Source organism: Iodidimonas gelatinilytica (assembly GCF_008579125.1).
In the GTDB taxonomy this organism is placed as follows: domain Bacteria; phylum Pseudomonadota; class Alphaproteobacteria; order Sphingomonadales; family Rhodothalassiaceae; genus Iodidimonas; species Iodidimonas muriae.
Genome location: NZ_BKCL01000001.1, coordinates 1 through 13,180 on the forward strand (window position 1 = coordinate 1; position 13,180 = coordinate 13,180).

The 13,180-nt window shown below is 54.6% G+C and carries 12 protein-coding genes and 2 pseudogenes; 11 read left to right on the forward strand and 3 right to left on the reverse strand.

The window, feature by feature from the left end; translation table 11 throughout:
* The first annotated feature begins 227 nt into the window (after positions 1-227).
* The 10 genes and pseudogenes from JCM17844_RS00005 (at position 228) to JCM17844_RS16945 (ending at position 8,212) form a co-directional block, all read left to right on the forward strand.
* On the forward strand, positions 228-701 hold the full coding sequence (locus JCM17844_RS00005; RefSeq protein WP_149999110.1) for a Na+/H+ antiporter subunit E: 474 nt from the start codon (positions 228-230) through the stop codon (positions 699-701).
* A 4-nt stretch (positions 702-705) separates the two neighbouring features.
* Positions 706-1,008: an MrpF/PhaF family protein gene (locus JCM17844_RS00010; protein ID WP_210431004.1), complete on the forward strand. Its 303-nt coding sequence runs from the start codon at positions 706-708 to the stop codon at positions 1,006-1,008.
* Positions 1,005-1,325 (forward strand): monovalent cation/H(+) antiporter subunit G, encoded by a 321-nt coding sequence (gene mnhG, locus JCM17844_RS00015; protein ID WP_149999111.1) that lies wholly within the window; start codon positions 1,005-1,007, stop codon positions 1,323-1,325. The genes JCM17844_RS00010 and mnhG overlap by 4 nt, the downstream gene beginning before the upstream one ends.
* Positions 1,326-1,365: 40 nt before the next feature.
* Positions 1,366-2,300 (forward strand): annotated as a pseudogene (locus tag JCM17844_RS00020) (Na(+)/H(+) antiporter subunit B).
* Complete coding sequence (locus JCM17844_RS00025) at positions 2,300-2,662, forward strand: cation:proton antiporter subunit C (RefSeq protein WP_149999112.1); 363 nt, start codon at positions 2,300-2,302, stop codon at positions 2,660-2,662. The pseudogene JCM17844_RS00020 and the gene JCM17844_RS00025 overlap by 1 nt, the downstream one beginning before the upstream one ends.
* Positions 2,659-4,149, forward strand: a complete 1,491-nt coding sequence (locus tag JCM17844_RS00030; protein ID WP_149999113.1) for a monovalent cation/H+ antiporter subunit D family protein — start codon at positions 2,659-2,661, stop codon at positions 4,147-4,149. Before JCM17844_RS00025 ends, JCM17844_RS00030 begins: the two co-directional genes overlap by 4 nt.
* Entirely contained in the window at positions 4,146-5,624 is a 1,479-nt protein-coding gene (locus tag JCM17844_RS00035) for a proton-conducting transporter transmembrane domain-containing protein (protein WP_210431006.1), read from the forward strand. The genes JCM17844_RS00030 and JCM17844_RS00035 overlap by 4 nt, the downstream gene beginning before the upstream one ends.
* A complete protein-coding gene (locus tag JCM17844_RS00040) occupies positions 5,621-5,887 on the forward strand; it encodes a hypothetical protein (RefSeq protein WP_149999114.1) in 267 nt (88 codons plus the stop codon). Before JCM17844_RS00035 ends, JCM17844_RS00040 begins: the two co-directional genes overlap by 4 nt.
* Entirely contained in the window at positions 5,877-7,565 is a 1,689-nt protein-coding gene (locus JCM17844_RS00045; RefSeq protein WP_149999115.1) for a Na(+)/H(+) antiporter subunit D, read from the forward strand. The genes JCM17844_RS00040 and JCM17844_RS00045 overlap by 11 nt, the downstream gene beginning before the upstream one ends.
* Before the next feature lie 28 nt (positions 7,566-7,593).
* A pseudogene (locus JCM17844_RS16945) lies at positions 7,594-8,212 on the forward strand (DUF938 domain-containing protein).
* A gap of 23 nt (positions 8,213-8,235) precedes the next feature.
* Here the strand turns inward: JCM17844_RS16945 and JCM17844_RS00055 are convergent.
* From JCM17844_RS00055 to JCM17844_RS00065, 3 genes are all read right to left on the reverse strand, one after another.
* Positions 8,236-9,102, reverse strand: a complete 867-nt coding sequence (locus JCM17844_RS00055; protein ID WP_149999116.1) for a DMT family transporter — start codon at positions 9,100-9,102, stop codon at positions 8,236-8,238.
* A gap of 243 nt (positions 9,103-9,345) precedes the next feature.
* Entirely contained in the window at positions 9,346-10,302 is a 957-nt protein-coding gene (locus JCM17844_RS00060) for a TonB-dependent receptor domain-containing protein (RefSeq protein ID WP_210431009.1), read from the reverse strand.
* Positions 10,299-11,777, reverse strand: a complete 1,479-nt coding sequence (locus JCM17844_RS00065) for a TonB-dependent receptor plug domain-containing protein (RefSeq protein ID WP_149999118.1) — start codon at positions 11,775-11,777, stop codon at positions 10,299-10,301. Before JCM17844_RS00065 ends, JCM17844_RS00060 begins: the two co-directional genes overlap by 4 nt.
* A 373-nt stretch (positions 11,778-12,150) precedes the next feature.
* On the opposite strand from JCM17844_RS00065, the gene JCM17844_RS00070 reads away from it, so the two are divergent.
* Entirely contained in the window at positions 12,151-13,176 is a 1,026-nt protein-coding gene (locus JCM17844_RS00070) for a LacI family DNA-binding transcriptional regulator (RefSeq protein ID WP_210431010.1), read from the forward strand.
* Positions 13,177-13,180 lie beyond the last annotated feature (4 nt).

Genomic DNA, 13,180 nt, shown 5'->3' on the forward strand with positions numbered 1-13,180 from the left:
AAAGGGCATAAAATACCCCTTTTCTAATTACGTGGCTTTGGCGGAAAATATCAAAATTCTAGCCGGGCTGAAGGCTGCGCGCATCGGGCGGTTTACAATTGCGCTGTGGATGTGTAGCCATATCTCGACACAATGCTTCGGGGTGGGACGCTGCCCGGGCGCATCTGTTACGGCACAGCCATGATGGTTTGTGCTGATCCTGTAGACAAAAATGGCGGTTTTTGGGCATGCTACGTAGTCTGATGCTTTTCATCGCGCTTTGTGGAACCTGGCTTTTATGGTCAGGAATCTTTGAACCGCTTTTGTTGTCCTTGGGGCTTGCCTCTTGTGTCTTTACGATCCTTCTTGCGCGGCATCTGGGCATTGTGAACAAAAACACGGTTCCTTTGCAGCTTGGCCTGTCGATTGTCACCTATTGGCTGTGGTTGTTGGTCGAGATTGTGAAATCCAACATTGCGGTGATCAAGGTTATTTTGTCGCCGAAACTGTCTCTCAATCCCGGTTTTGTCCGTTTGGAAAATATGAGCCACACGGATATGGGGCGGGTGATTTTCGCCAATTCCATTACGCTGACCCCCGGTACGGTGACCTGCGATTTGGGAGATGAGACCATTTTTGTTCATTGCCTTGATAAGCCGGGCGCTGTGGACGGGATTCAGGACATGAACCGTCGCACCGCAGGCTTTAAGGGAGAGGATTGAGTACATGTTTTTGGGGGCCAGCCTCGCCATTCTCGTTACCATGTGTTTAGCGATCCTGCGTGCCGTTTTAGGGCCGTCGGTCTATGACCGGATTTTGGCGGCTAATATGTTCGGCACGAAGACAGTGCTGTTTTTGGCTGTTTTGTCCTTCCTTTCCGGACGGCCTGATTTTCTGGATCTGGCTCTTGCTTATGCCTTGATCAATTTTGTCAGCGTGATTGCCGTGCTGCAATTTGTTGAACGGCGGGCGCGAAACCGGTCAAAAGAAGATCAAGCCAGCGATGCTGTGAAGGAGGGGGCGCAATGATGGAACAGGCAATCGATATTATCAGCTGGATCTGTTTGATCGGCGGGGCGCTCGTGGTGCTGATCGGTGGCATCGGGCTTGTGCGCTTTCCCGATCTTTTTACCCGAATTCATGCGGCAAGTCTGGCGGATTCCGGTGGAGCCATTCTGGTCATTGTCGGATGTATGCTTCAGGCCGGACTGACACTTGCAGGCGTGAAGCTGGCGGCAATCTTATTGTTCCTCCTCTTTACCAGCCCCACCGCCGGCTATGCACTGGCGCATTCGGCCATCACCGCCAAGGATGATGGGCTGGATGTGGATATAGAGAGCGACTGACCCCATGACCATCGTTTTTAGTCTTTTTCTTCTCACCATGATGGTTGTTGTTGCCTTGGCTGTTGTCGAGGCGCGCAATTTGTTCGCAGCAGCCATGCTGACCGGCATTTTCAGCTTTCTGATGGCCGCCAATTTCTTCGTTTTGGATGCCGCGGATGTGGCGCTGACGGAAGCGGCGGTGGGAGCTGGTGTCGCTACGGTGTTTTTCCTTGGGGCAATCGCGCTCAGTTCCGAACACGAACATAGCGCTAGCCGCAAATTCGGCCTTGCGCTTTTGGCTGTCGCTTCAACGGCGGTGGTGATCTTGCTGGGCACCATGGAATTTCCCATTCTTGGTGATGCCAGTGCGCCGGTGCATCAGCATGTGGCGCCGTGGTATTTGGAAAAAACGCCCGAATTGATCCATGTGCCCAATGTGGTAACGGCGGTGCTGGCCAGCTTCCGCGGCTATGATACTTTGGGCGAAGTGTTCGTGGTGCTGACAGCTGCCATTGGGGTTTTGTCCCTATTGGGCTTTCCGCGTGGCAATAGTGAAGAAAACGCGGTCAATGACGGGCTGAGCCACCAGAAAATTCTTCATCTTGTCGGCAAGTTACTGATCCCGTTTATCATTCTTTTCGGGTTGTATGTGCAGTTCCATGGCGACTTTGGTCCCGGCGGCGGCTTTCAGGCGGGCACCATCATTGCCGCGGCGCTGATCCTTTATGCCTTGCTGAGCGGGGGCGACCGCGCACGTCGCCAGATGCCACCGCGTTTGTTGTTTGGCATGGCCTGCTCGGGGCATTTATCTATGCCGCTGTGGGCGGCGCAACCTTGCTGCTTGGCGGCAATCTTCTTGATTATTCCGTACTGTCGCACGATCCCGTGCACGGCCAGCATCTTGGCATCATGCTGATTGAATTCGGCGTTGGGCTTGCTGTGGCGTCTGTGATGCTGACCATTTATCACGCTTTTGCCGGACATGAGCACCGCTGATGGAAATTCTGGGTTTATATAATTACTGGGTATTCGCCATTTTGCTGTTGATCGGCCTTTATGCCGTCATCACCAAGCCGAACTTCACCAAGAAATTGATCGGGCTGAATATCTTTCAGGCCGCTATTTTCCTCCTTTATATTTCCATGGATAAAGTGGACGGTGGAACGGCACCGATCATTCCCCATGGGGCCGCAAAAGATATCATCTATTCCAATCCGGTGCCGCAGGTGTTGATTTTGACCGCTATTGTGGTGGGTATTTCCACCACGGCGCTGGGTTTGGCGCTGGTTGTGCGAATCCGCGAAGCCTATGGCACCATCGAAGAAGACAAGGTCATCTCAATGGATCGAGATCAATGATGCTGGCTGCTCAGTATCCTGTTTTGCCGGTAATCGTTCCGCTATTGTCGGCACCCATCGCAGCTTTGATGCCCAATCGTTCCCTTGCCTGGATTATGGCAAGCCTTGTAAGTGCCTTGGTGTTTGCAACGGCTGTGGCCCTGACGGTTATTGTCTCGGCGCAGGGGATGATTTCCTATGAGGTGGGCGGATGGCCCGCACCTTACGGGATCGAGGTGCGTGTTGATTCCTTCTCGGTGGTGATGCTGCTGGTGATTTCAGGCGCTTCGACATTGGCGCTGATCAGTGGCAAGGCATCTATCGACGCACAAATTCCAAGCGATCACCAGCCATTGTTCTTTGCCGCCTGGCTTTTGGCACTGGCGGCTTATAGCGGGATCGCCATTGCCGGTGACGCCTTCAATATTTTCGTGTTCATGGAAATATCGTCTCTTGCCGGTTATGTGTTGATCGCCAACGGGCCAGACCGCCGTGCATTGCCTGCCACCTTCAAATATCTGGTGATGGGGACCATTGGTGCGTCTTTTTATCTGATCGGCGTTGGTCTTGTTTATATGATGACCGGGACGCTCAATATCGCTGATCTGCATGCCCGTTTGAGCGATGTCCCGCATCTGCGGCCCATTTTGTTGTCGGCAGCCTTTGTAACCATTGGCCTTGCTGTGAAAGCAGCGGTGTTCCCACTGCATGTGTGGATGCCCAATGCTTATGCCAGGGCGCCTTCGGCTGTGGCCGTTTTCCTCTCCGCTTGCTCGACCAAGGCGGCGGTCTATGTGATGTTGCGCTTCGATTTCATGATTTTCGGCGGTGCGTTCGCCCATCATGATGTGCAGTTCTCTACGGTTTTAATGTCTCTGGCCTTGCTGGGCATGCTGATTGGATCTGCCGTCGCTATGTATGAGCGCGATGTGAAGCGGATGCTCGGTTATTCGTCTGTGGGCCAGATCGGCTATATCCTTCTCGGGGCCAGCATGATCAGTCTTGGCGGCGTGTCGGCGGGTGTTATCCATATGTTCAACCACGCCATGATCAAGGGTGGTCTGTTTTTGGCCGTGGGGGCGCTTGTCTTGCGATTGGGCGGGGGCACCCTTGATGATCTGAAAGGCGCTGGCCGTGCCATGCCGTGGACCATGGGAGCCTTTGTTCTGTTGGGGCTGAGCTTGATCGGTATGCCGCTAACGACGGGCTTTATTTCAAAGTGGTATCTGGTTCAGGCGGCTTTGGATCTGGGCACATTGGGTGTTGTCTTGGTCGCGGCCATTTTGATCAGTTCCCTGATGGCCGTGGTCTATATCTGGCGGGTTGTTGAAGTGGCTTATTTCCAAAGCCCGCAAGCCGGTGCGTCAAAGCATCAAGAAGCGCCGCTGATGATGCTGGTGCCATTATGGGCTGTGGTTCTGGCCAATGTGTATTTCGGGCTTGATCCGAGCATACCGGTGGATCTGGCCACGAATGCTGCGAATATCTTGCTGGAGCATGCGAAATGACCGGTTTTGATAGCCATGGCATGCTTTTGGGTATGATCCTTCTTATCCCCTTATTGGGTGCTGTTTTGGTGGGGATGGCATCGCGCTGGCCAAATCTGCGCGAAACGGGCAGCGTGCTTGCGGCCCTTGCTTTGACCTTTGCTGTCTGGAGCTTGCTTCCCGGTGCCTTGGCAGGGGAGCGCCCGGAACTGGCGCTGTTCGAAATTCTGCCCAATGTTCCTTTTGCCTTCAAAGCCGAGCCTTTGGGCTTGTTGTTTGCTGCCCTTGCATCGCTCTTGTGGGTGGTAAGCACGATCTATTCCATGGGCTATATGCGCGGTAATAATGAAGCCCATCAGACCCGCTTTTTCATGCTGTTTGCGGTGGCCCTGTTTGCCGCCATGGGCGTGGCATTTTCGGCCAATCTGCTGACCCTGTTCATTTTTTATGAAGTCCTGACCGTCTCCACATATCCCCTTGTGACCCATAAGGGCGACGAAGGGTCCATGCGTGCGGGCCGGGTGTATTTCGGTATCCTGATTGGTGCGTCCATCGGCTTGTTCTTGCCTGCGATTATCTGGACTTATGTGCTGACAGGGACATTGGATTTCGTGCCCGGCGGTATTTTGGAAGGGCATTTGGCCGGCCCTGCTGTCGGGCTGATGCTGGGCCTTTATGTCTATGGGGCTGCCAAGGCGGCGGTGATGCCGCTGCATCGCTGGTTGCCTGCCGCCATGGTTGCGCCAACTCCGGTGTCTGCTTTGCTCCATGCGGTGGCGGTGGTGAAAGCCGGTGTGTTCACCATTGTGAAGATCATCATCTATGTGTTCGGGGTGGATTTTCTCTTCGCCACGCCGTCTTCGGGCTGGCTGGTTCCGGTGGCCGCCTTTACGGTGATTATGGCGAGCCTTATCGCCTTGCGCCAAACCAATCTGAAGCGCCTGCTGGCCTATTCTACCATCAGCCAGTTGTCCTATATCGTGTTGGCAACGGCCATTTTGGCACCGCTGTCGCAGGTGGGGGCCGCCCTTCATATCGCCGCCCACGGATTTGGTAAAATCACGCTGTTTTTCGCCGCAGGAAGCATTTACACCGCGTCGAAAAAGACCGACATCACCCAGATGAATGGCATTGGACTGCGGATGCCGCTGACGATGGGGGCTTTTGCTATCGGGGCGCTGTCGATGATCGGCGTGCCGCCCATGGCCGGATTCGTATCCAAATGGTACATGCTGGGCGGGGCCTTGCAGACAGAGAATTATCTGGCCATCGGCACGATCATTCTATCGACAGTGCTGAATGCGGCCTATTTCCTGCCAATCCTGTATCGGGCGTTCTTCCTGGCCGAAAATGTTGCTCCCCCCCGTGAGCATGGAGAGGCCAACTGGCCGATCCGCCTGGCCCTTGGAACAACGGCTCTTTTGACCATCGCCTTTTTTGTGTTCAACGGGCCGGTGGTTGACCTTGAGATGCAGTTAGTGGAGACGCTGCCATGACCGAGAAGCAATCGGGACCCGCACCGGACAATCATTGGTTGGTGCGTCCTTCCACCATTCGTATTTTGTGGATCCTGTTCATTGCGATGTTGGCAGCGACCGTGGTGGCGCAGCTTTTTGTCGAGCCACACGCGTCGTTCGGTATCGATGGCTGGCTGGGCTTTGCGGCGGTATTCGGGTTTTCATCCTGTGCGCTGATGGTGGTGGTCGCGAAGCTGCTTGGCTATATCCTTAAACGCCCGGAGGGCCATTATGACGATTGAAATGGTGCCTCCTGGCCTGATTATGATTGTTGCAGCGCTTTTGATTGCGCTGACCCGCGGGACTGTGCGCACCGCTATTGTTCTGGCGGCACCGCTGCTCACCTTGTGGGCGATCTTCCAGGTGCCCGATGGTGTCTCTTTAAGCGCCCATTTCCTGGGCTATAATATCGAATTGATCGAAGGCAGTTTGGTACGCCGATTGTTTGCCACGGTGTTTTCCATCATGGCCTTTGCGGGCGGGCTTTATTCTTTCCGTACGGCACGGGGCGTTGAACTGGCCGCAGCTTTTGCGTATGCGGGCGGGTCCATCGGGGTGGCATTCTCCGGTGATCTGATCAGCTTCTTCCTGTTCTGGGAATGGATGGCGATTTTCTCGACTATCGTGATTTTGTCCGGCGGCAGCGCTGCAGCGCGTGCTGCTGCTTTTCGCTATGCCCTTGTGCATTTTCTGGGCGGTGTGATCCTGATGGTCGGGATTGCGGCGCTTTATGTGCAGACCGGCTCTGTGGATGTGGCGGCGATGAAGGCCACGGATTTTGCAAGCTGGATGATCCTGATCGGTATTCTGATCAATGCCGCTGCACCGCCATTGTCGTCTTGGTTGCCCGATGCCTATCCGGAAAGCAGCCCCACAGGCATGGTCTTCCTGTCTGCCTACACCACGAAAACCGCTGTGCTGGCGCTGATTTTGCTGTTTCCCGGTGAAAAGGTTCTGGTGTTCGTCGGTCTTTATATGGCGGTCTACGGCATCATGTATGCGCTTTTGGAAAATGATGCCCGGCGGATTTTGGCCTATTCCATCGTCAATCAGGTGGGATTCATGGTCACTGGCATTGGGATCGGCACCGAAATGGCCATCAATGGCGCCGCCGCCCATGCCTTTGCGCATATCATTTATAAGGCGCTGTTGCTGATGAGCGCGGGCGTGGTGTTGCACCGTACCGGCAAAAGCCGCTGTACTGATCTGGGTGGCCTGTTCCGCACCATGCCGATTACGGCCTTTTGTGGGATTATTGGTGCGCTGGCCATCTCCGGCGTTCCACTTACTTCGGGCTTTACCACCAAGACCATGATCTCGGAAGCGGCGGCTTTGGAGCATCTGCCGGTGGTGTGGTTCATTCTGGCCGCAGCCTCTGCCGGGGTGTTTTTGCATGCCGGGATCAAGTTCCCGTGGTTTGTGTTTTTCCAAAAAGACAGCGGTATGCGGCCCAAGGATGCGCCTTGGAATATGGGGCTGGCGATGGCGTTGCTATCTGGCCTTTGTATTCTTCTTGGGGTCTATCCAGAGCCGCTTTATGCCATGTTGCCCTATCCAACGGATTTCCACGCTTATAAAGGCTATAAGCTGGTGTTCTATCTTCAGCTTTTGCTGTTCTCGGGCCTTGCGTTCTTCTTGCTTTTGCCTCTTATGCGGCGCACGCGAACGGTGTGTTTGGATACCGACTGGTTCTATCGCAAAGGCGGTAAGGCGGTGGCCAGCGCTCTGACACGCGTTATTTCGTCTGGCTATCAGGGGGCAAGCGCGGCTGTTCAGGGCTTTTTGGGCAAGGGGCAGGCAACGATTTCCGGGCTTGTGGGGCATGAAAGGCGCTTGGGGTCCAGTTGGGCCATTGGCACCTCTGTCCTTTGGGTGCTGGTGTTGTTGGTGGGCTATGCGGTGATTTACACTCTGCGATAAGCTGGATGTCTGGCGGAAAGAGATTGTCATGACGGAAAAGCGCTATGCACCGGCGACAGAGCGCAACCGCGATGCTATTCTGGATGTGTTGAAAGACCATCTGCCTGCCCATGGCCAAGTGCTTGAACTGGCCTCCGGCACCGGTCAGCATGCGGTGTATTTTGCTCCGCGCTTGGCGCCGCGTATTTGGCAGCCCAGCGATTTGATGGCGGATAATATCGCGTCGATTTCGGCATGGACAAAAGAGATGCCGTGCGAAACCTTGCGCGATCCGATCCGGCTGGATGCCAGCGACCCCGCATGCTGATGGCTTGTTGAAGAGCAGCCCAACCATCACGGCCATTACTGCCATCAACCTGATCCATATCAGCCCTTGGACCGTGACAGAGGGACTGATGGCCGGAGCAGGGCGGCTCTTGCCCGAAGGCGGTGTGCTTTATCTTTATGGGCCTTATAAAATCAATGGTGCCCATACGGCCCCCAGCAATGAAGCCTTCGAGCGTTGGCTCACCGATCAGGATCAGGCATGGGGCGTGCGCGATATGGGTGCCGTGGCAGAATGTGCTGCAAAACACGGCCTGCATCTGCATGAAAAAGTCCCCATGCCCGCCAATAACTTCTCCCTGATTTTCATCAAGTCGGATTAAAGACAGGGCATCGGGCCGCCTTTTCAGGCGCGCTTTTCTTGTTTGCGGTTTATCACCACCAGCATTAGCCCGCCCAACACAATCAGGCTGGCGATGGCAAAACGCAGGCTTATGGTTTCTCCTACGAACAGCACACCGCCCAATGTGGCAATCAAAGGCACTGACAATTGGGAAATAGCGGCGATATGGGGGCGCATCAATGGGAGCACCGCATACCAGATGGCATAGCCCAGTCCGGATGTGATTGCACCGGAGGCAATGGCAAGCCCGGCACCATTGGTAGAAATATCTCCCATATCTCCCAATAAAAATAACACTGGCAGGGCGATCACGGTTGCGACGATAAAATTGCCCGCTGTGGCTGCCAAAGGATTACGGCTTTTTCCGCCTTTCAAGGAATAGACGCCCCAAGCCAGCCCGCTTATGCCCATCAGCACGGCTCCAAAAGGGTTGGGCGCGGTGGCACCGGGGAGCAAAAACCATGTGAGGCCACCCATGGCGATCACGGCCCCCAACCATTCCTGTTTGGACAATCGCGCACCGGCCATCACGGCGCCACCGATCATGCTCAATTGCACCGCAGCAAAGGCGATCAATGCTCCGGTGCCAGTGTCGAGCACGATATAGGCATAGGAAAAGGCCGCGGCATAAACCAAAAGAGCGCACGCAGACGATACTGAGAGATGTGTGCGCATCTGGCTCCAGCCTTGTGGCCGCATCCCCATCAACAGGGCCAGCATCACAGCGCCAGATAGCAAACGAAGGCCGGTGAAGGTGGCGGGGGACAAGGCTTCTTGTTGCAGGGCCATGCGGCACAAAACGGAGTTGGCGGCAAAAGCGATCAGGGTCACGAGGGTCCCGAAAAACACGCGAGGTTGGGATGATCGCATAAAACAATCCAAAGCCGGTGGCACAAAAGCAAAGGGCGCAAACAAAGATCTTGTCACAGACCAAGAGGCCCAAGATCGAGAAAGAGATGGGTTAAAATGGGGACCGTTCGGTGAAAGGTCAATCCCGTGAGGATGGGGATTGTGTTCCAGCGTTGCCGGAATGTCCCCTTAGCAGGCACCTTTTCCATAGAAAAAGGCCCGGAGAGGGGATCTCCGGACCTTTCAGAAATGTGCGCGTCAGCCTTAGAAATTGTAGCTGAGGCTGAAGCGGAAGGACCGCCCCAAAATCGGACGGGCAAAGATGGCCGTTCCCGTTTGCGCACCCAATACGCGGGGATTGCCTTCGGTCAGGCCGTGGCTGTCGGTCAGATTGTCAGCTGTAACCTGGAAGGTCCAGTTGTCCACATCCATCATGATGCCGGCATCCAGCTTTTGATAAGAGTCGAGAACCTGCTGGTTTTCAGGATCGGAGAAACGGTCGCCCACATGTGTGAAGGTGCCGTAAAGGGTCGCATATCCCCAAGGCAGTTCGATATCATAGGTGGGAGTAAAGCGCAGTTGCAGTTTCGGCTGGCGTTGTACGCGGTTGCCTGCATTGCTGCTATTGCCGTCGAAATCCGCATCCTGCCATGTGCCGGTCAGGGCCAGCGACAGGCCGTCAAACGGACGAACGACAAATTCGCCTTCCACACCAATGGCATTGGAGCCGCTGATGATGATCACATTCTCGCCGTCGATGAAGCGCTGATCGGGCAGCCCCGTGAAATCATTGTAGAACAAGGTGGCAAAGACGCTGACCATATCGGTGGACGCTTTGAAGCCCAATTCATATTGGTCGATTTTCTGGATGTTATCCACCCCATCGCGCAGATTGTCGAACTGCGGGAATTTCTGACCATTATTGATGCGTGCGAACACCGACATATCCTGCGTCAGATTATAGTTCGCGCCCACTGTCCAGGATGTTTCCGTTTCATCGAAATCAATGGTTCTGAACGATCCATTGAGGATGGCCGCATTGTTGTTGAACAATGTGTTGGGGTCGCCATCCAGATCAACGTCGAAGTCCACATTTTCAAGGGTGGCATCCACATTCTGGTTTTCGATGCGGAAGCCGGCATCGATCCGCAAATCCGGGGTGATCTGCCATTCATCGGCGAAATAGGCAGCGATATTACGGCCATTATAAGCGGCATTCACATCGAAGAAGGGGCCCCCACGAAGCCATCGCGGGTGACCTGACGGCCATCGGCGAAGCTGACATTGATGCGTCGGGCATTTTCTTCGGCAGCCAATAGCTGGTTATTGCCCAGGAACCACACATCATTGGAGGAATAGTCCGAGAAATAAACACCAACGGTGAAGGTATTGCCTTCAAACAGGTCTTTGGCCACTGAGAAATCATTGGTGAAGGACTGAAGGTCTTTTTCAACGGACCACATGCCCGCGGTCAGAACCTGCTGGTCAAGACCAACCGCATCGCCAGAATCGACGAACGTGGCGCTGCCCACTTGTGCATCGGGATCAATCCCGGCCAGAAATTCGCCAAGGGTGCGCGGCGTATCCGCGGGGACGAGGCCAATGGTATCCGCATCGCCGGACATGTAGTTGAATTTCTCACGGATGGTCCAGCCACCGTCGAATTCAAATTCCGAACTGCCGCCGATCATGAAGGTTTCAGCGCCACGCCCATCGGCCAGATCAAGCCGGCGGGTTTCGCCATTGATGCCGGTTTCAATAACGCCCAGACGGTTGGCATTGCCGATCAGATTGCCGGTGCCGCGATCAAAGCCGGGGAATTCTTCGATATTGCCGTTTTCATCGGACAAAAGCGGGATGGGCAACAGCCATGCGGCGCGATCATCAAGGAAGCGAGTATAAAGGTTGATTTTACCGTTATCGAACAGCTTGGTGATATTGGCGCTGAATTGGCCACCCCGTTCGCTGTTGAATTCAGCATCGCGGATGCCATTGGACGTGCGGTAAAAGCCGCCGACGCTATAAAACAGATCGTCGGTGATCGGTCCGCTCATATGCAGATCTATGCGCTTTTCGCCAAAGCTGGTGCCCGATAGTTTCACGATCCCTTCGGTTTCCGGCCCGCCCTCTTTCTGGATGAAGTTGACAGTCACACCCGGCTGGCCGTTAGAGAAGACGGGGCTGGGGCCGCCGCGCAGGGCTTCCATACGCTCCACCGTTTCATCGATACGAAACAGACCGGAATTTTCAAGGAAAGACAGGGTCGGCGGTGGAAAGATGGGCATGCCGTCGATTTGCAATGTGACAAATTCCGCATCACCCGCGCCGGGGAAACCGCGCACGAAAATATTAGCGCCGGCTTCACCACCGGAGCTTTCTGCCCAGACACCGGGAATGGCTTTCAACAAATCGGCGGTGCTTTTGGGGGAGAATTTATCGATCGCGGTGTTGCTCATGGTGGTGATGGCGTAGCTGGCATCAAGTTTTTTCAGTCCGGCACCACCGGGACGGCCTGTGACCACGATTTCTTCAAGGCCGAGGGAATTGTCTTTTTCCCGGTCAGTTTGTTGGTCGACGGCATCTTGTGCCAAAGCACCGGATGCGCCGATAAGCAGGGCCGCACCTGCAGCAGAAGATAGAAAGAGGCCGCGAACAGCCATGCGTGTAGCTGTGAGATCGTTGGACTTGGGTTTCATTGTCTTCTCCCCATAGGTTTATCAAAGCCACGTTCGATCGTTACGGAAATTTTTGTTGCAACGACTAGGCAGCGCCTTAGTGCTGAATTTTATAACAGCATCAATATTTCACGAGATCATAGGATCCCGAGTACATTTATCAACTTTCATGGATAGGGCGTTATGAAATCAATTTCAATAATTTTTTGAAATGCATTTCATCTTGGAAAAATAATTTTCTATTGTGTTGCATATGGGTGTCATTCATTGGTTTATATCGACAAGGGGAGAGGGCGTATGGGTGGCCATATAAAGGTTGTCATAAGCACGGCTTGGCTTGTGGGAAAAACCTGTCTAAGACAAATGCCTGATCTGGCCGAAAAGGTGAGGATGAATGGCAATTAAGCGTGCCAAAACCATGGAAGACATTGCGCGGCTGGCCAATGTGTCGAAGCCAACTGTCTCGCGCGCCTTGCGCAATAGCCCCTTGGTTACCGAGGAAACGCGCCGCCATGTTTTGGATGTGGCCACGAAGCACGGTTATGTGATCAACCGCAATGCTCAGAAATTGCGTGAAAGCCGGACCAATACTATTGCCGTTGTGCTTGATTTCAGTTCGCATCGGGAGAACCGTATTTCCGACCCGTTCATTTTCAATCTTCTAGCCGGGGTGTCGGAGGCGCTTGGGCAGCGCGATCAGGATTTGTTGCTCTGCTCTCCTGCCCATAGCTCGGTGGAATCTTTGGGGTCGATCACCACGTCGCGTGGGGCGGACGGGATTATTTTTCTGGGCGAAGGCGGGCGGCGCGACGATCTGGTTGCGTTGGCAGAACGCGCTGTGCCGTTCGTTGTGTGGGGGGCGGTGGAAAAGGCACTTCCCTATTGCGCCGTTGGCAGTGACAATTTTCAAGGCGGATTTTTGGCGGCCAAGCACCTTTTGGACCAGGGGCGGTCGCGCTTTTTGTTTATTGGTGATACGCATCATGCAGAGATCAATCTGCGCCGCCAAGGATTTATCAAAGCATTGTCCGAGGAATTGGGGAGCCGTGCCGCAACTCTGATGGTGAGCGACATGTCTTTGGATGATTTTTCCTATAGCGCCAGCCATCGTGCCGCAACGGAAATGGTGGAAGGACCGGGGCCGGTTCCGGATGCGATTTTTGCTGCCAGCGATACGGCGGCTATGGCGGTGATCAGCGCCTTTCGGGCCGCGGGGCTTTCTGTGCCAGAGGATGTATCGGTGGTGGGATATAATGATATCCCGGCGTCGGAGCATTTTCATCCCCCCCTGACCAGCGTGCGGCAGGATGTGCATGTGGCCGGGGCTTTGCTGGTGGAAAAGCTGATGCTGGCCATTGAGGGGCGTAGCCCGCAATCCACCATGCTGGAAACGCGCCTGATTGTGCGCGCTTCAAGCTGAAACC

Excerpts from the sequence above, each read along its gene's own strand:
- JCM17844_RS00040 (WP_149999114.1), top strand. The coding sequence starts at position 5,621 with ATGACCGAGAAGCAATCGGGACCCGCACCGGACAATCATTGGTTGGTG.
- JCM17844_RS00035 (WP_210431006.1), top strand. The coding sequence starts at position 4,146 with ATGACCGGTTTTGATAGCCATGGCATGCTTTTGGGTATGATCCTTCTT.
- JCM17844_RS00065 (WP_149999118.1), bottom strand. The coding sequence starts at position 11,777 with ATGAAACCCAAGTCCAACGATCTCACAGCTACACGCATGGCTGTTCGC.
- JCM17844_RS00030 (WP_149999113.1), top strand. The coding sequence starts at position 2,659 with ATGATGCTGGCTGCTCAGTATCCTGTTTTGCCGGTAATCGTTCCGCTA.
- JCM17844_RS00010 (WP_210431004.1), top strand. The coding sequence starts at position 706 with ATGTTTTTGGGGGCCAGCCTCGCCATTCTCGTTACCATGTGTTTAGCG.
- JCM17844_RS00005 (WP_149999110.1), top strand. The coding sequence starts at position 228 with ATGCTACGTAGTCTGATGCTTTTCATCGCGCTTTGTGGAACCTGGCTT.
- JCM17844_RS00070 (WP_210431010.1), top strand. The coding sequence starts at position 12,151 with ATGGCAATTAAGCGTGCCAAAACCATGGAAGACATTGCGCGGCTGGCC.
- mnhG (WP_149999111.1), top strand. The coding sequence starts at position 1,005 with ATGATGGAACAGGCAATCGATATTATCAGCTGGATCTGTTTGATCGGC.
- JCM17844_RS00025 (WP_149999112.1), top strand. The coding sequence starts at position 2,300 with ATGGAAATTCTGGGTTTATATAATTACTGGGTATTCGCCATTTTGCTG.
- JCM17844_RS00045 (WP_149999115.1), top strand. The coding sequence starts at position 5,877 with ATGACGATTGAAATGGTGCCTCCTGGCCTGATTATGATTGTTGCAGCG.
- JCM17844_RS00055 (WP_149999116.1), bottom strand. The coding sequence starts at position 9,102 with ATGCGATCATCCCAACCTCGCGTGTTTTTCGGGACCCTCGTGACCCTG.